At 61.1% G+C, this 17,613-nt stretch carries 17 protein-coding genes; 11 read left to right on the forward strand and 6 right to left on the reverse strand.

Annotated features, from left to right (window positions below):
• Window positions 1-23: 23 nt before the first annotated feature.
• The 5 genes from F3J08_RS17080 to F3J08_RS00885 all read right to left on the reverse strand — a co-directional run bounded on the left by F3J08_RS17080 (window position 24) and on the right by F3J08_RS00885 (window position 3,583).
• On the reverse strand, window positions 24-443 hold the full coding sequence (locus F3J08_RS17080; protein ID WP_240149051.1) for a siderophore-interacting protein: 420 nt from the start codon (window positions 441-443) through the stop codon (window positions 24-26).
• Between the two features lie 24 nt (window positions 444-467).
• Window positions 468-827 (reverse strand): siderophore-interacting protein, encoded by a 360-nt coding sequence (locus F3J08_RS17085; RefSeq protein WP_240149052.1) that lies wholly within the window; start codon window positions 825-827, stop codon window positions 468-470.
• Window positions 824-1,459: a PadR family transcriptional regulator gene (locus F3J08_RS00875; RefSeq protein WP_166928076.1), complete on the reverse strand. Its 636-nt coding sequence runs from the start codon at window positions 1,457-1,459 to the stop codon at window positions 824-826. The genes F3J08_RS17085 and F3J08_RS00875 overlap by 4 nt, the downstream gene beginning before the upstream one ends.
• Window positions 1,460-1,712: 253 nt before the next feature.
• Window positions 1,713-3,095, reverse strand: coding sequence for an NAD-dependent succinate-semialdehyde dehydrogenase (locus F3J08_RS00880; protein WP_166928077.1), 1,383 nt, complete (start codon window positions 3,093-3,095; stop codon window positions 1,713-1,715).
• Between the two features lie 5 nt (window positions 3,096-3,100).
• A complete protein-coding gene (locus F3J08_RS00885; protein ID WP_166928078.1) occupies window positions 3,101-3,583 on the reverse strand; it encodes a hypothetical protein in 483 nt (160 codons plus the stop codon).
• Window positions 3,584-3,807: 224 nt separating this feature from the next.
• Here F3J08_RS00885 and F3J08_RS00890 point away from each other — a divergent pair, with 224 nt between their 5' ends.
• Window positions 3,808-4,644, forward strand: coding sequence for an EcsC family protein (locus F3J08_RS00890; protein WP_023977674.1), 837 nt, complete (start codon window positions 3,808-3,810; stop codon window positions 4,642-4,644).
• 96 nt (window positions 4,645-4,740) lie between these two features.
• On the opposite strand, the gene F3J08_RS00895 is transcribed toward F3J08_RS00890, so the two are convergent.
• A complete protein-coding gene (locus tag F3J08_RS00895) occupies window positions 4,741-4,905 on the reverse strand; it encodes a hypothetical protein (protein WP_162922287.1) in 165 nt (54 codons plus the stop codon).
• A gap of 161 nt (window positions 4,906-5,066) precedes the next feature.
• On the opposite strand from F3J08_RS00895, the gene aat reads away from it, so the two are divergent.
• From aat to F3J08_RS00945, 10 genes are all read left to right on the forward strand, one after another.
• On the forward strand, window positions 5,067-5,729 hold the full coding sequence (gene aat, locus F3J08_RS00900) for a leucyl/phenylalanyl-tRNA--protein transferase (RefSeq protein ID WP_166928079.1): 663 nt from the start codon (window positions 5,067-5,069) through the stop codon (window positions 5,727-5,729).
• Window positions 5,730-5,749: 20 nt separating this feature from the next.
• Window positions 5,750-6,397 (forward strand): DUF4412 domain-containing protein, encoded by a 648-nt coding sequence (locus F3J08_RS00905; RefSeq protein ID WP_166928080.1) that lies wholly within the window; start codon window positions 5,750-5,752, stop codon window positions 6,395-6,397.
• On the forward strand, window positions 6,394-7,038 hold the full coding sequence (locus tag F3J08_RS00910) for a hypothetical protein (RefSeq protein ID WP_166928081.1): 645 nt from the start codon (window positions 6,394-6,396) through the stop codon (window positions 7,036-7,038). The genes F3J08_RS00905 and F3J08_RS00910 overlap by 4 nt, the downstream gene beginning before the upstream one ends.
• 367 nt (window positions 7,039-7,405) lie before the next feature.
• Window positions 7,406-7,783: a hypothetical protein gene (locus F3J08_RS00915; RefSeq protein ID WP_122039801.1), complete on the forward strand. Its 378-nt coding sequence runs from the start codon at window positions 7,406-7,408 to the stop codon at window positions 7,781-7,783.
• A 22-nt stretch (window positions 7,784-7,805) separates the two neighbouring features.
• A complete protein-coding gene (gene bcp, locus F3J08_RS00920) occupies window positions 7,806-8,267 on the forward strand; it encodes a thioredoxin-dependent thiol peroxidase (protein ID WP_166928082.1) in 462 nt (153 codons plus the stop codon).
• Between the two features lie 15 nt (window positions 8,268-8,282).
• Window positions 8,283-11,555 (forward strand): AsmA-like C-terminal region-containing protein, encoded by a 3,273-nt coding sequence (locus tag F3J08_RS17485; RefSeq protein WP_166928083.1) that lies wholly within the window; start codon window positions 8,283-8,285, stop codon window positions 11,553-11,555.
• Between the two features lie 218 nt (window positions 11,556-11,773).
• Window positions 11,774-13,186, forward strand: coding sequence for a replication-associated recombination protein A (locus F3J08_RS00930; RefSeq protein ID WP_166928084.1), 1,413 nt, complete (start codon window positions 11,774-11,776; stop codon window positions 13,184-13,186).
• Window positions 13,183-14,178 carry an RluA family pseudouridine synthase gene (locus tag F3J08_RS00935; RefSeq protein ID WP_062164997.1) on the forward strand — a complete coding sequence of 332 codons (996 nt, stop codon included), beginning with the start codon at window positions 13,183-13,185 and terminating at the stop codon, window positions 14,176-14,178. Before F3J08_RS00930 ends, F3J08_RS00935 begins: the two co-directional genes overlap by 4 nt.
• A 16-nt stretch (window positions 14,179-14,194) precedes the next feature.
• Window positions 14,195-16,753 carry an AsmA family protein gene (locus F3J08_RS00940; RefSeq protein WP_166928085.1) on the forward strand — a complete coding sequence of 853 codons (2,559 nt, stop codon included), beginning with the start codon at window positions 14,195-14,197 and terminating at the stop codon, window positions 16,751-16,753.
• On the forward strand, window positions 16,750-17,481 hold the full coding sequence (locus F3J08_RS00945; protein WP_166928086.1) for an ATP12 family chaperone protein: 732 nt from the start codon (window positions 16,750-16,752) through the stop codon (window positions 17,479-17,481). The genes F3J08_RS00940 and F3J08_RS00945 overlap by 4 nt, the downstream gene beginning before the upstream one ends.
• Window positions 17,482-17,613 lie beyond the last annotated feature (132 nt).

The raw sequence follows: 17,613 nt of genomic DNA on the forward strand, positions 1-17,613 counted from the left end.
AGCCGGGCTGTCTAATGACGTTGTCAGTCATCTACCCGTGCACCGGCCGCCTCGGTGTTACGACGCCAGTATCCGGCTGCCCTGATCCGGTTGCGTGGGATGGCTTCCTCATTCACCAGATGGTCGCGCAGGGCACGCACGGTATCGATCTCGGCCGCGATCCAGACATTGAGCGTCTCTGTGGCAGGCAGAACGACCAGGCGCAGAAGATCGGCGAGGCTTTGGCCAGCGGCCCTGTCACAGCGGAAGAGATCGACCCAGGCGCGGCTCGTCAGCGGGTAGGTCTTGTCGCTTTCCTGCGTATCGAGCACCACAACGGCGCTGTGTTCGGGTGACAACTCTTCCAGCGTACGGGCGATGGCGGGCAGGCCCGTGTCATCGGCGATCAGCAGATGCGAGGTGAGGCGCTCATGCGGAATATTCGAGGCCTTGGGGCCGCCCATCCCAAGACGCTGCCCCGGTTTGGCCTAAGCAGCCCATTGGGTGGCCGGCCCTGAGTCGTGCAGAACGAAATCGATGGTGAGTTCGCCGTTTTCCTCGTCAAAGCGCCGCGGGGTATAGTCGCGGGCAATGATACGCGGATCACGCGGTGCCGTGCGGTCGGCATCCATGTCAGGCAGGACAGGATGGGTCTCGCCGGGCTGGGGGAAGAACAGCTTCACATGATCATCGGTCCCGGCGGTGACGAAATCATGCAGGTCGGGGCCCGTAAAGACGACGCGCTGCATGGTGTCGGATAGCGGGATGATTCGTGCCACCTCGATCTGCCTCAGGCGAAGCGGATGGCGGATCTTGGTGGGGGGCAGAGGGGGTAAATTGCTGGTCATGACGATTCCTTGCCCATGATTTCAGCGGCAGCGCGCATCAGGATGGCAGCGATCCGTCTGGCTTCGACAGGGCTGCACCCACGATGCTTGTAGAGCGCTGCCTTGAGGTGATGACGCGCCTTGTGCAGCCCGTCTGCGGCCTCGGGATCGACATCATGCAGCCCGGCAAATGCTTCGCGAACTTCGCTCATGCGGCTGCCAATGCGTGTCAGGATTTCAAGAATACGATCGGCTTCTGCACGGTTTTCCGTAAGGTGAGCCTGCCCCTGATCTGTCAGGGTGTAGAGTTTGCGGGTTCCTTCCTGCGTGACCTCAGCCTGGCCGATCTCTTCCAGATAGGTCATGGCAGGGTACACCATGCCGGGGCTCGGCTTGTAGAAACCGTTTGTCCGCGCCTCGAGGCGGCGGATGATTTCGTAACCGTGAGCCGGACTTTCGGCCAGCAGGGCGAGAATGACCAGTTGCAGTTCCTCGGCGCTCAGCTTGCGACCGCCGGGAATGTCACCGCCCCGGCGGCGGCCGAAGCGGCCCCCGAAACCCCCGCCCATGCCACCGCCGAAGCGATGATCAGAGCCGTGACCGAAACCGTCATGGCGATTGAGGGCATGACGTAGATGATGGCGAAAAAACATTTGTATCCTCCGTTATATCTTTAGAATGTTCTATCTTAAGATATAACGCAAGAACTTTCGTAAGACTGATTCGCCCTGTGCTTGGAGGGAAAAAGAACGAGGCGTGTCGTTATGCTTGCGATCGGATTGCCGGATGCAACGGGGGGAAGAGCGAGTGTTCTTCCCGGTTCCGGTCCTGATCCCGGTCAATGAGACCGGGGAGGCGCCGTAGGAGCGCCGGTGGCGTCAGGACCGGAAAGAGAATCTGACTGGTTCAGCAGGCCCAGACCGTCTTGATGTTCATGAACTCATGCAGGCCGAGTTCGGTCAGTTCGCGCCCATAGCCACTCGCCTTCACGCCACCGATCGGCAAAGCGGGGTCCGAGGCCGTGATGCGGTTGATGAATACGCCACCCGATTCGATGCGCTGTGACAGAGCGAGACCAAGGCGCTCATCCTGTGTCCACAGGCTTGCGCCAAGGCCATAGGCACTGTCATTGGCCAGCGCAATCGCGTGATCGACATCCTGCGCCGTAATCAGGCAGGCGACAGGCCCGAAGAGCTCTTCCCTGAACGCGGTCATGCCGGGGGTGACGTGCAGTAGCACGGTCGGCTCGTACCACGCACCGGGACGGTTCACAGCCTCGCCGCCGACCACAAGCCGCGCTCCTTCTGCGATGCTCTGCTGCACCTGTTTGTGCAGGCCATCGCGCAGGTCGGTGCGTGCCATCGGGCCGATAAAGGCGCCATCACTCATAGGGTCTTCGAGACGAAGCGCTCTTACCTTATCGAGAAACCGTTCCGTGAAGGCCTCGGCAATCGGTGCTTCGAGGATGATCCGCTTGGCGGCAATGCAGACCTGCCCGCAATTTGCGAAGCGCGCCGTCACGGCGGAATCGACGGCCTTGTCCAGATCGGCATCTGCCAGCACGATGAACGGGTCAGACCCACCCAGTTCCAGAACGGTTTTTTTGCCATTTTCACCGGCCATGCCAGCGAGGAGACGCCCGACCCTGACACTGCCCGTGACTGTCACGCCCGAAATCCGCTCATCGGCAATGACGCGTGCCGTCTGCTCACGAGCGAGATTGGCGGAGATGAATACATCGCCAAGATCGCAATCCTGCGCGATCTCATTCAGCAATGCGCCGCAGCCCAGCGTGTTTTCGGCAGGCTTCACGATAAAACCATTGCCTCCGGCCAGAATGGGCACGGCAGCGCGAATGATCTGCCAGTAGGGGAAATTCCACGGCATGACCGCCAGCACAATGCCGGTAGGCGCGTAGCTCAGATGGGCCTTGCCCATCGGTACGGGCATCGGTTTGTCCCTCAGCAGGGCTGGTGCGTGTTCGCCATACCAGTCGATAACCGAAGCGCATTTTTCGACTTCGGCACGCGCTGAGGTAATGGTTTTTCCCATTTCACTCACGGCAAGGCGGGCCAGCTCCTCCTTGCGTGCGCGAAGCCCTGCGGCAAGACGGTGGAGCAGATCAAGCCGTGCGCCCAGGGTTTTGGCGCGCCATGACAGAAACCCCTCCTGGGCACGGGCCAGCATCTCATCAACCGCCTGCTCCGACAGAAACGGGTAGCGCCCCAGCGTTTCTCCGGTGGCCGGGTTGACCGTGAATACGCAATCGCCTGACGCAGGATGGGTCATGATCTTTACCTCTGGTTGTTGTGCCACATTGCCGTGCCTGCCGCATCGGACTGGGCCACGACATCGGTCTGACCGTTGCCGGGTGAGCCGGCGTAGTTGTGATACACCCCGTTGGTATAAGGCGGCCGCACAGGCGCATTGAATTTCACCGGCCAGCCCAGAAACGAGAAATGGGACGGGGCGTCATTGGGGATCTGGGTGCTCTGATGAGCCTCCGAATTCGGCAGTCCCAGTGCCGGATGGGCACGGACCTTGTAGGAATAATCCCGCAGCGAGTTGTCGAAATCCTCGGTTACGACATAGCCGTGCGGCGGCGGCGGGGCACCGCCATCGGGCAGGGCCACTTTTTCAACCGGGGTGAGGGGGTGTTCCATCGCCTTGAGCTGCGAGGCCGGATCGGCCAGCGCCATGCCGGTACCGAGTGGCGCCATGACGAGTAACGCGGTGAAAATGCGGGTAAGTGGGGTCGTGAACCGTGATCCGGGCATGTCCGTGCTCCTGCCTGCCTCTGTAGGGTGCTAACAGGGGCGCGTCTGTTTCGTTTTTCTATGAACCTGTAAGATGTAAAAAAACAGGCTTTGTCACAATTATTGGTGACTGCCGCACCTGTCGGGCGTTGCCCGTCATGAAACGAATTCGGCGCAGGCTGTGCAGGCGACCCGCGAAAGCAGGAGCCCGAGGCCCGAACGCCAGTGCAGGGAGAACATGACCCATGGCTACAGCAAACGGATCGACGATCCCCGGAATCGGTGAGATCGCCCCGATGAATCTCGATAGCGAGTCGCTCGCCCAGCTTCAGGCGGCTCTGGCCAAGGTCGAACATGGGCGCGGCGTGCTCGTGCGCCTGGCGGATCTGATGGGTGGCGCTGTGGGGCAGGCGACCCGTATCGGCATGCAGGGGCTGGGCATGGCGCCGGCGATCCAGACAAAGCTTCAGGGTCTGGCCGAAGCCTCGATTGCCCGTGCTTTCGATATTGCAGTGCTCGGCATGACGCAGGAATCGGTGACCAAAGCCCCGAAATGGCGTGACCCGGCGGCTCAGGCGGCGGTTGCTGTTTCAGGTGCGCTAGGTGGTTTCGGTGGCGTGGTCGGGCTGATGCCCGATATCGGTTTCACCACACTCACCATCATGCGCGAGATTGCCCGCATCGCCCGTGAGGAGGGTGAGGATCTGAGCGATGACGAGACCCGCCGCGCCTGTCTCGAAGTATTTGCCCTGAAGGGTTTTCTCGCGGGCCAGAACGCCGATGAGAGCGAGCTGGGCTTCTTCTCTGCCCGTGCCCTGATGCGCGGCAAGCCGATTGTCCTGCTTATTGCGGAGGTCGCGTCGCATTACGGCATCGGGCTTTCGCGCAAGTTTGCCCTGCAGATGGTGCCGGTTGCCGGTGCGCTCTGCGGCGCATCGCTCAACGCGGCTTTCCTCTCACATTACAGGGCACTCGCCCGGGCGCATTTCACCATCCGACGCCTTGAGCGTCAGCATGGCCCGATTGTGCGTGATACCGCCCAGCATATGCGCCAGACAGGCGCTGACGCCGCATCGGCCTGACGGGTGTGAGGTGAGGGAGCGCGACGCCGAGTCATGGCGCATCCCTCGCCCCCCGGTCGGACTGACGAGAGCGGAACTCTCGTGCCTTGCGTGAGGTCAGCGCTTACGCGGGGAGGTAAAGGTCTCCAGCAACCCGACCGGAACGATCTGCAATGAGAAGATAGCTGTCATGACGAAGCAAAGGCCGCGATAATGTGGGGCCACGAGCGCGAGCACGGCGCTGAGCGCGATACCGATGAGATAGACAAAAGTCAGTGGCATGATGAACCTCCCGGCATGGTGCAATGACAGATGGCCTATCATGGTGCTGCGTGGTCTGGCCATGACAAATCCGGGCCCGCGAGAGAGTTGCCGGGAGCTGGTGACATGAGGCCTGCCAGCTATGCCTTATGCTGCAATGAGACTGTGAAACGGGACAGAGGATGACGGATCCGATCACACCGGAGCTTCTGATCGAGGCGTACCGCAACGGTATTTTTCCTATGTCGGACGGGCGCGACGCCAGCGAGATCAGTTGGCATCGCCCGCATGAGCGTGGCGTTCTGCCGCTGAACTCCCGGTTCCACCTTTCGCGCCGTCTGGCGCGCACAACGTTGCAGGGCGGATTCGAGGTGACGACCGATCGCTGCTTCAATGACGTCATTCGCCTCTGTGCTGAAACGCCCGGCCGTGACGAGACATGGATCAGCGGGCGTATCCAGGCCAGATACACCCTGCTGCACGAGCTTGGTTATGCCCATTCCATCGAGACATGGCGCGACGATGCGTTGGTTGGCGGGCTCTACGGGGTTCAGATCGGCGGGGCTTTCTTTGGTGAGAGCATGTTCTCGCTCTGCACGGATGCGTCCAAGATCGCGCTGGTGCATCTCGTTGCGACACTGCGCCTCGCGGGTTTCGCCCTGCTTGATGCCCAGTTTCCTACACGGCATCTGGAAACATTCGGCTGCCTGACCGTTCCAGACCACGCCTATCGCTTGCTACTGGACCATGCCCTCGGGATTGAGGCATCGTGGCACGAGGATGTTTCACTGGGCAGACTTCGACATGAAGTCATCCGTCTGCGCGATGGTATAGAGGCTCGTTGAGGCATGAAGGAGGGAACACCATGTCGGTATTCGATGTAAAAAACGCAGCGTTACTGTCGCTGGCTCTGTCAATGACGGCCGGTGCCGTCACGGCGCTGGCGCAGGAAAGCACGGGCGCCCATCCCCGGCTCTCGCCGGCGCGTGACGTGACGGTGGTCTATTCTGTCCAGCCTGAGAAAATGCCCCAGCCGGTACAGGCCATCGTGCAGTTCAAGGCTGAGGGCGACAAGCTTCGCATCGATTCGCCCGACCATGCAGGCTCGACCATTCTCGATCGTCCTGCCCAGCGCGTGACGCTGATCATGCACAAACAGCGCGTCTATACGAGCTTTGCCCCCAAGCATGGTCTGCGCAATCCGTTCATGCTCGACATGTCCATGCAATATGCGCCGGATGGTGCCGGAACGGTCGCAGGACTTGCCTGCAACAAGTGGACCATTACCTCGACCCACGGCAAGGCGACAGCCTGCGTGACGGAGGACGGCGTTATCCTGAGTGAGGAAGGCGTGGATGCAGACGGGCTGCACGGTAAGCTTGAAGCACAGAAGGTGACTTACGGCCCGGTTGCCGATACCCAGTTCCAGCCGCCAGCCGACTATCAGCAGATCACGGCTCAGATGCCCATTCCGCATGGCGCTGGCCCGCAGAGCTCTGCGGCACCCAAATGAGCCAACAATCGCTCAAGGTCAGCCCGCGCCATAGTATCTGCGCCCCGTTTCGCAGGGCGCTGCCGACCGCCCTTTGTATTGGTGCGCTCGGTCTGACCGGCCATTCCGGCATGGCGCACGCTGAGGACGTGCAGGCAACGCCTTATGTCACACCTCGCGTCGATGTGGACGTCACCTACGAAGCCAAGGGGCCCGATGGTCAGGCCTATCGTCAGCGTATGCGCTGGAACGCTGCCCATTGGCAGCAGCGTCTCGATATGGAGACGACCGGGCTCATCATGCTGACGGATTACAAGGCGCATCGTCTTTCCGTGATCGATACGCGCACGAAAACCTACACGGTCTCCGGTGCACCGGACGCCCAGTTCGCGCCGCCAGGCACTCCGGCTGCCGGTCACTGGCAGCGCGGGACGCAGGATCGTGTCGCGGGGCAGGGATGCACACACTGGACCACCACGGACACAGACGGTCAGGTCGGGGATTTCTGCTACGATGACAACGGCGTCTTGTTATCCGCGAGCCACAATGGTCTGGAGGTGATCAAGGCTCTTTCCTACGCGACGACTGCCCAAGGGCCAGAAATCTTCAAGGAGCCGGAAGGCTTCCACGAAACCAGACCCATACAGGTTGACCATCAGTAAGGGGGGCGAGCTTTAGCTCTCATGCCGGGATGACCCGCCCGCGTACTCCAGGTTGCCGCCGCGTTTGAGAGGTCCGGCATCCGGATGGACATCACCAGATCAAAAGGTATGGCGATAGAAGAGTGGGTTGGTCATTCACCTTTCCACACTTCAGATAAAGCGCAAAAAAGGGGCAGCCTCGTCGGCATGCCCCTTTTTTGTTACGACCATGCCCGCCGTGGGATCCAGCAACACGTCTGCGCGATTATGTTACATTCTAGCCCGGTTTTGGTCCTGTTTGGTCCCAAAATCGACACCATATGGACGGTATAAACTGGATATCGGGTCGGCCACTCGTTTCAGGCCGATCTGACGAGGAGGTTTCTTCATGCGTCATATCCTGAAAATTGGCCTTGCGGCTCTGCCCCTGATCGGCCTCATGGGAGGCGCTCCACTGGCACAGGCTCACCCCGGCCCAGGCTGGGGCGGTCCCGGCTGGCATGGTGATGGTGGCTGGCGTGGTGGCGGCTGGCGCGGTGATCGCGGCTGGCATCGCGGCGGTAATGCTTTTGTCGGCGGCCTCGTTGGCGGTCTTGTTGGTGGTGCCGTAATCGGCGCAATTGCGCGGCCCTATGTGGCACCGCCGCCACCTCCGGTGGTTTACGCACCGCCCCCGCCGCCGGTTGTGTATCAGCCGCCTCCGCGGGTGGTTTACCCGCCGCCGGTTGCAGTTTATCCGTCTTACCCCGCCTATCCGGCATACTGAGTTCAAAGGCTAAGCATCCATCATGGTCTCCATTGGTGACAGGGCTCCCGCTTTCTCCTTGCCTGATGCAACTGGTCAGGTTGTCGAAAGCGAAGCCCTGAATGGGCAGCCTTATCTGCTCTATTTTTACCCGAAGGCCGATACACCCGGTTGCACGACTCAGGCCTGCGACCTGCGCGATCAGAAACAGACGCTCAGTTCGCTTGGTCTTCGTGTGATCGGGGTCAGCCCCGATCCGGTAGGGAAGCTCGATCGCTTCGCCCGGAAATACGGGCTGGATTTTACGCTGGTCAGCGATGCGGACCACAGGCTTGCCGATGAGTATGGTACATGGGTTGAAAAAACCATGTACGGCAAGACCTATTTCGGCATGGAGCGCAGCTCGTTTCTGGTCGATGCCGAAGGTGTCATCCGGGCCCTCTGGCGCAAGGTCAAGCCAGCAGAGCATGTGGCGCTGGTGACTGAAGCCGCCGCTGAACTGTAGCGTTTTTCGGATATCGTGCCGCACGATCCCTTCCATCGTGCGTCCTGGCGGGCGTTCCGTCTCGGGGCGCTCATTATTGTAACGCCGGTCGCCATCATTGCGGTGGCTGGGCTGGCGTTCCTGTGGCGTTTGTCGCTTGGCCCGCTGGATGTCACAGCCATTGCCTCACGCTTTGCGCCCGTAGCAATCCAGGCCAGCAATGAGACAGGGCGTCCTGCTGGCAGGTTGAGCTGGGGGCGTCTGTTTCTGAGCTGGCAGCCTGGCCTGCGTCATGTCCATCCTGAACTTGTGCTCAGGGCGCAGGATCTGCGTATTCTGCGCAAGGACGGCAGCGCAACGCTGGCGCTGTCGCAGGTCGATCTGGCCCTGCGCATGGGGCCTTTGCTGCGCGGGCGTGTCGAGCCCACACGTCTTACTGCACAATCGGGACGGATCATCCTCGATCGTCATGAAGACGGGTCGATCGATCTGGACTGGCCCGATGCGAGACATCGCAAAAACGCCGCTAATCCACTTTCACTCGACCATCTGGCGGCACTCGACCTGAACGCTGTTGCGGTGCAGCTCCGCCATGCGCTTTCAGCCAATGGTATTGGAGCCTATGCCGATCGCGCTGATGCTACGCTTTTCTTGAACCATATCATGCTGCATCACGATCCACGGACAGCCGATTATGCGTGGACCGGGTTGGTCGAAGGCAAGGTGAGCCCGGGTCATGAACCGCCGATCGGCTTCAGCGCAGCCAGTTCATCCGCCGTCAGTGCATTGGTGGCGGGGGATCTTTCCTGGCGCGTGACGGTCCCCCCTTTCACGCCTGACATTCTGCGCGGTTTCGTTCCCTATGCCGGTGACTGGCATGTGCCGGTCGGATTGCAGGCCTTTTTTCTGGTCAAGGGCAGCACAGGAAAGCGGCAGCTTGCTGGCGATGGGCCGCTACAAGGTATCCCGGTCACGCAAGGGCAGATTGCCCTCTCTCTCGGCAAGGGCAAAATCGATCAGTCAGGAGGCGACCCTCTGAACGTGGAGCAGGGTCGTGTCTCCGCCCATATTGCCCTGCCTGAGGGGCGTTTTGTCGTCGACCGGAGCGATGCCGCCATCGCGCTTGTTGATGATACAGGCAGAACCGACACATTCCAGGCGCATGGCCATCTTGAGGTAGATTCGCTTCGCTCTGCCCGGCAGATTTCGGGGGGAGTTTCCCTTACGGCGACACCGCTCGATGTCCCCCATCTGGGTTCCATCTGGCCACGCTTCCTGATGAAGGGCGCGCGCCGTTGGGTTACCAATAATCTGAGCGCCGGTACGACAGACTCGCTGCATCTCGATGCCGTTCTCGGCAGTGACGCGGGCTGGGACCAGCTACGCCCCCGTAAAACCGACGCGTCCCTGACCATCGAGCATGCGACCGTGAACTGGCTTCGGCCCGTGCCGCCCGCACGTGATGTCGCCGCGCGTTTCAGCTTTGCTGCCCCGGATGTTCTTCGCATCGACTTTCTGCATGGCACCCAGCCCGCATCCGATGCGGCCCGGGCCGGTCTCATCCATCTCGATGGTGGGTCGATGTTGATCAGCGATCTTTTCGCCCATGATCAGACTGGCACGATTGCACTCGATCTTTCCTGCGATCTGGGCGACTGCGCTACCCTTCTTGCCCATCCAAGGCTGCATCTGCTCTCGCGGCACCCGCTCCCCTTCACGCATCCAGCAGGTGCGGTAAAAGTGAGCGAAACCATCACGCTGCCGCTTTCGTCGCATATCGAGAATGACCAGATCCACGTCAACGCACGGGCACGGTTTGACCACGTCACCCTTGGCAATGTTGTTCTGGGGCGGGAGCTGACCGAGGCGTCTGGCAATCTGGAGGCGACTGAAAAGAAGCTCGCGCTTCAGGGGCACGGTCTGCTCGATGGTGTGCCGACCGATGCCACGCTGAACGAGAATTTCCTGAGCCGGTCAGGCGGGCTACGCGAGAGCGTTCATGCCGTATCGATCTTCGATGAACAGGCCGTGAACAAGGCCCATATCTCCAATAACGGCCTGTTTCAGGGCACGGCGCAGCTCGTCTCTGACTATCATGCGGCATTCGATGGCCATGCCAATCTGGACCTTGCACTTGATCTCACCCAGGCAGCCCTGACGATTCCCGTCTGGAGCAAAGCGGCCGGTATCACGACAATAGCTTCCGCCCATATCGGCCTGCACGATGGAAAGATGGTTGCGCTCGATCGCATCAGTGCCGAGGGGCCAGACCTGCATGTCGAGGGCGACAGCCGACTGGTTGAGGGGCAGGTCCAGGCCATCAATCTGAACGGATTCATGATTGGCCGCTCCAACGGGGATGCGGTGATCGAACTGCCGACACAGGCCAATGCAGCGATTGCCGTGCGTATCCATGCGCAGGACCTCGATATCGCGACTCTGCTGCACCGCGACGATGCAAAGCCCGGGGAGGGGCAGGGCGGCAGTGCGGTGACCGGCAGCGCATCGAGCGGCCCTGCCGAGAGCGCGTCAGGCAAAAGTACGGCGCCAGCAGGTCAGGACTGGACTGTCGATATTGCAACCGACCGCCTGTTCTACAACACGCAGAAATTTCTGGGGGGTGTGACCGCGCATCTGGAGCATCGCCATGATCGGCTGGACCGTGCCCGTTTTACAGCGGTCAGGCCCGTTGGCGTGGCGTTCGATCTTGCCCCGCATGAGGCCGGGCGTCAGCTCATGCTCCGTATCGATAATCTCGGTCGGCTTCTGAACGAAACCGGTATGACGGATCGTCTTGAGGGCGGGCGTGCGCAGATTTCCGGTCAGGTTGGAGACGGCGATACGGGGCGCGTTCCGCCTTTCAAGGGGATGATTTCCGTCTCACCCTTCGCGTTCAGGCAGCCACCAGCGGCACTGACAGCGGCTACCCATCTTTCTGTCTTCAACTGGTCCCAGGCCAGCCATGACCGGTTTGAGGTTCAGCATCTTCATCTGCCGATCAGGGTGCGTGATGACGTCATGACCATTCATGAGGGGCATCTTGGCAACCCGGCGCTCGGGGCCACGCTGGAAGGCAAGATCGATCTCGACAAGGGCGGGCTCGATCTGCGCGGGACAGTCGTGCCTATCTTTGGCCTGAACGCGGCACCGGGGCGGCTGCCGAATGTGGGCAAGCTGTTCTCGCCGGAAAAAGGGGGCGGCTTTCTTGCCGCGACCTTTACGGTCAAGGGAACAGCGGGAAATCCGGATCTATCGATCAATCCATTTGCCATGCTTTTACCCGGCGTCATGCGTCAACTCGCAAAATAGGGCATCCTGTACCGGCCTGACCAAGGGTATATTTGCCCCGGTGATTGGCCTTGCGTAGAGAATGGCCGGTAATCGCTTCGGCGAATGATGAATCTCAAGCGTCTGTTCTGCGCGACGTTTGCCCGCCTGTGCACGTTCCTGCATGCGTTGGCGATGGTGCGATAAGATACGCGGGAAGTCGGGTAGAGCAGGATTGCAGGAAGGAAAAGGCCAGCGCGATGCAGGATGATGGAAATGCGGATCTGTTCGGCACGCCTTCCCCTCGCAAGGACGCCGCGCGCCAAGGGCGCCCTGTGGCACATTCCACACCGATGATGCCCCCCGCATCGCAAACGGGCGCCTCGCCCATGCCGACGTCGCGACAGACGCAGCCGCTGGCGGACAGGCTGCGCCCCTCCACACTGGCGGAAGTTGTCGGTCAGGATCATCTGCTGGGCACCAAAGGGCTGATCAGCCAGATGCTCAGCCGCAACACGCTGCCAAGCCTTATCCTGTGGGGCGGACCGGGATGCGGCAAGACCACGATTGCGCGGCTCCTTGCCCGTGAGGCCAAGCTCAGATTCGAGCAGATATCAGCCGTTTTCTCAGGCGTGGCTGATCTCAAGAAGGCTTTCGAAACCGCCTCGCGCTTCCAGCAGGAGACAGGACGGGGGACGTTACTCTTCGTTGACGAGATCCATCGCTTCAATCGCGCCCAGCAGGATGGCTTTCTGCCTTACGTCGAGCGTGGGACCGTCATCCTGATCGGTGCGACAACAGAAAATCCGTCATTCGCTCTCAACGGCGCGCTTTTGTCGCGCTGTCAGGTGATGGTGCTCAACCGGCTGGACGATAACGGGCTCGAGAAGCTGCTCCAACGTGCCGAAGCCCTGTCCGACACAGCGCTGCCACTCACCGCAGAGGCACGCGCTGCCTTGCGTGCGATGGCAGATGGCGATGGGCGTTACCTGCTCAATCTGGTTGAGCAGATACAGGCTCTGCCCGCCGGGGAGCTGCTCGATACGGCGGGGCTGGCCGGTGTGGTGGCCCGTCGGGCGGTGCTTTACGACAAGGATCGCGAGGAACATTACAACCTGATCTCGGCGCTGCATAAGTCGCTGCGCGGATCAGACCCCGATGCGGGACTCTACTGGTTTGCCCGGATGCTCGAAGGCGGGGAGGACCCTCGCTATATCGCCCGCCGCCTGACGCGCTTTGCCGCAGAGGATGTGGGCATGGCTGACCCCACAGCGCTTCCGCTGGCCGTGGCCGCGTGGGAAACATATGAGCGTCTGGGGAGCCCCGAGGGCGAACTGGCTTTAGCGCAACTGGTCGTGCATCTGGCTACGGCACCGAAATCGAACGCCGTTTATCGTGCCTATAACCAGGCCCGCAAACTGGCCCGCGAAACGGGCAGCCTCGGACCGCCACATCATATACGCAACGCCCCTACGAAGCTGATGCAGTCGATCGGCTACGGCAAGGGCTATGAATATGACCATGATACGGAGGAGGGATTTTCGGGTCAGAACTACTTCCCCGATGAGATGGCGCGCGTGTCACTCTATCAGCCCACCGACCGTGGTCGGGAAAGTGAAATCAGAAAAAATCTGGACAGGCAGGCCGCAATACGGGCAAGCCGTCGCCCATGAGTGTTACGACCCGTATTGTCAGTGAAGACGAGGCCGATATGCGCCTCGATCGCTGGTTCCGCCGTCATTATCCCGATCTCACCCAGGGGGCGCTGCAAAAGCTGTGCCGCACAGGGCAGGTGCGTCTCGATGGCAAGCGCGTGACTGGCGCAAGCCGTCTTGCCCCCGGCCAGAGCCTGCGCATACCGCCTCTGCCTGCTCCGATGGCGGCGCAGCCCGACCGCCCCGCCCCGCTCGACCCGCAGCTTGCCCGCGAGATCGAGCGCATGGTGGTCTATCGTGACGATCAGGTGATCGTGCTCGACAAGCCATCCGGCCTGCCCACACAGGGTGGACCCGGCATCACCAAGCATATCGACATGATGCTCGATGGCCTGCGTGGCGATCTGCCTGACCGGCCGCGCCTCGTGCATCGCATCGACCGCGACACGTCCGGCCTGTTGCTGGTTGCCCGGACACCGGGTGTTGCCGCCAAGCTGGCCGCAGCCTTTCGCGGGCGCGATGTGGACAAGACCTACTGGGCGATTGTCGTCGGGCGCCCCATGCCCGGCTCAGGCGTGATCGATCAGCCGCTCGCAAAGCTTGGGGCCGGAAACGGAGCCCTCATGATTGCCGCTACGCGTGATGACGAAGACGCTGTGGTGGCCAAGACCGATTATGAAGTGGTCGATGCGGCGGGCAAACGCCTTTCATGGCTTGCGCTCAAGCCCCTCACAGGCCGCACCCATCAGCTGCGTGTGCATTGCGAAACCCTCGGCACGCCTATTCTTGGCGACCCGAAATATGGTGGCAAGGCCGCGCATATGGAGGGTTTCATCGACAGGTTGCATCTTCATGCGCGTGCACTGGAGTTTCCGCATCCTGCCGGTGGGCGCCTGCGCGTAGCGGCCCCATTGCCGCCCCATATGCGTGACACATTCAAGGATCTCGGCTTTACCGCCGGTGAGACGCCGCGCCCCGAACGGATCGGGGGCAAGACCGGCAGGAAATGACCAAGGAACTCGTCAAATGAAACGTCTGACTGCGGCGCTCATCGTCATTCTGGTGCTGGCGGCAGGCCTGGCCGTGACGGCCCATATCCTGATCGATCGCTCATCGCTGAAAGAAGATGTGATTGCCGCGGTCAAGCGACAGACCGGCCGTGATCTCGCGATGGCGCGTTTCTCGGTAGGCGTGCTGCCCTGGCCGTCCTTCAGCGCCTATCAGGTGACGCTGTCTGACGAGGGGGACGATGGCGTGACGCCGATGCTGCGCGCACGCGACATCCGCGCGTCGATCGCGCTTATTCCGTTGCTTTGGCGTGAGATCCGTCTCGAAAACCTGACGGTGATGCGCGGTGCGTTGACCCTGCATCGCGACGAATCCGGGGTGGCAAACTGGGTCTTTCATCCACTGACGGGCAAATCAGGTTCTCCAACCGGACATGCCTCTCACCCTCAAGCGAGATGGAAGTTGCAGATTGGCTCTGCCAAGCTTGATAACATGGCGATCTCCCTCGATGATAGACAGGGTCATCACAGCGGTGCCATGAGCGTGGAGCGAGCCGAGTTCGACGGTCTTTCTTCCCCTGCTCCCTATCTCGATGTCCACGGGCGTCGCGGGGATGCCCCGTTTCGTGTCAATGGCCATATCGGCCCGCTTTCGCTGTTTCAGGGGGCTAACCCTCCTTGGGCAGTCAGTCTTGGTGCGACATTGGGGACGGACAGCAAACAGCAGGACTGGTTGAATTTCGACGGGCAGATCACTGATATGCGCCATTTCCATGGTTTTTCGGGCGTATTGCGTGGTGAACTAGCCTCCCTCAAGGATGTCGAATCCCTCTTCCCGAATGCCAACCTGCCAGATGTGAAAGGGCTGGGGGGCGAGATCGGGGTGTTCGATGCGGATCCGCAAGCAGAAGGCAGCGGTCTCGATCTCTCGCGGCTCGGCGTGAACCATGTGCATATGCATGCTGATTCCAGCCCGGCATGGCATGGGCTGACATTCAGCGCAGTTCATGCCGATGCCGACACGCTCTCTTCGGCCCTGACGGTGAGTGCCGTCGTCAACGGTGCGATGATCAGCGAACTGGCACCGGGCGTCGCCATGCAAGGACGTTTTGGAACCCTGGCCCAAGCTGGGACGGCCTGGCAATCCGGACTTGCAACGCCGCTCCCGGTGGCGGTGGATCTGCGGGATGTGTCCCAGATCGGAACTGGTTCGGGGCTTACGGCCCATCTCTCCGGTCAGATCGGCGCGGATGACTCTACGCTTGCTCTGGAAGGGCAGGCGCGTACGCTCGATGTCATGCAGGCGGCGCTGCATGATGTGACATTCAAGGGTGAGGTGCAGCGCGACACGTCCGGATCGATTCAGATCAAGGGACTGAATCTCACAAGCCATGAGGCGACGGGCGTGGTGGATGCCTCCATGAGGCCCCCCCTGCCATCTGCCATAAACGGAAGACTCCAGTTTTCCGCTCTTGACCTCGACGCCCTCAAGGGGCTGTGGCTGGGTCGACGCGATGAGGGAACCGGGGCGGCAGCGCAAGCCGCTGTGCCAGCCGACCCAGGCGCCTCGGGGGCTTCGTCTCCCGCACCCTCAGCGACCGCGTCTGCACAGACGCCAATCGCGGGTCTGACCGGGGTAGCCGGCAACAGCGCTGCAGCGCCTCAGACGGCGGCTGAGACAGCTGCGTCTACCGGCACTATGGGCGATACCGACAGCATGACGGTCTTGGAGCGCTTCATTGACCACGGGCAGGCATCGATCGATGTCTCTGCCGCAAAACTGCGTTTCAATGGTGATGACTACAGCGATGTCTCCGGGCATATCGCGCTCAGCAACGCCAGGCTGGCCATCGAGTCGATCAAGGGGGCGGGCAATGGCATGACGCTTGCCGGGCGAGCCGTATACGACCGGAGTGTGTCGCCTGCATCGTTGAGTGTCGTTTTTTCCCCGGTGCTTTTCCCGGCCACGCTGGCGCAGACTCTGCTTTCTATTCCGGACCTGTTTCATGGGCCGCTGATGCTGGTGGGTGAGCTCGATGCAAGGGGCGAGACGCGCGCAGCGATGCGCGACACCCTGCAGGGGCATCTGGGCCTATCCATGGTGGGTGGCACGATCGATACCAGCAGGCTTGGGGCCTATCTTGGCGATGCGGCGCGCTCGCTGCTTTCGCATCGTGAACTGCCGGTGCGCTGCCTTGGGCTTCACGCCCGGTTCGAGGGAGGGCATGCCCAACTCGATACGATCGGTATGGAGGCTGGTGCGCTCACCCTGTCTGGCCACGGTGTTTACGGTCTCGCTGACGAAATGCTCGATCTGCATCTGGTGCCGCGTATCGGCTTTGGTGGCACGGGGGCTTCAACTCCTGTACTGGTCAAGGGAACGCTCGATGCCCCCAAGGCAAGCCAGGAGGCAACCGAAGGGGGGCGGTACCAGCTGACAATCGGCGGCAGCCAGCCCGATACCTGTCCCGATATCCTCTCCGCCGCGCGTGAGAATATGTCAGGTGAGGCAGCGCCTGAGCGCAAGAAGCATTCGCAGGCCTCTGAATTGCTGCATGGTTTGGGGATATTACATTGAGCCAGACGATCAAACGTTTCTGGAAGGCCGTTGAGGTCGCTGCCTATGGGCCCGATGGGCATTACGCCGTTATGCTTGATGGGCGCCCTTTCAGACTACCCGGCGGAAATATGCTGACCACCTCCTCCACAAGGCTGGCTGACGCTATTGCCGCCGAGTGGCGGGCCATTCCCGACGGGGAGGCCTTTCGAACCGCAGATCTGCCCATGACGCAGATGGCAGGTACGGAAATCGAGCGTATCCGGCCTGACCGCGAGCAGATCATCGGTGGCCTCAGCGCCTATGGTGAAAATGATCTGCTTTGTTACCGGGCTGTCGGATCTCTTGGCCGGGAGCAGGACGCACTGTTCGACCCGGTTCTGGCCCTGTTTGGCAACAGACATGATGTTGTGCCTCCGGTCACGCGCAGTCTTCTGCCGCTCTCCATCGCGCCTGAGCTTCAAAAGGCCTACGGGGCCGCCCTTGAGCGTATGGATGACGCAGCCCTGACCTGTGCCGCAATCTGCGCACCTGCCACGGGCAGCCTGATTCTGGCGGTCGGTCTGGTCGAGGGATGGGTGGATGCTGCCTCGGCGCGGCTTATGGCCAGCGTCGAGGAACGGCACCAGATGGCGCAATGGGGTGAGGACCATGCGCTGATGCAGGAGATCGACCGCAACGCGGCCGATGTGGCAATTGCGTTACGGTATCTGGAGCTTTCTTACGGGACTGAGACGAATCAGGCATGATTTTGCCATGATCGGCCTTTAACCCATGCCTTGAGTGGTCATCACACTCGGTGACCATTGGTTACTCGACGCCCTCTTCGTGATTTATTAGAGGGTTGTCAGGTAATCAGAAGAATTTCTGCAAGGATCAGG

Source organism: Asaia sp. As-1742, assembly GCF_011753235.1.
Lineage (GTDB): Bacteria > Pseudomonadota > Alphaproteobacteria > Acetobacterales > Acetobacteraceae > Asaia > Asaia bogorensis_B.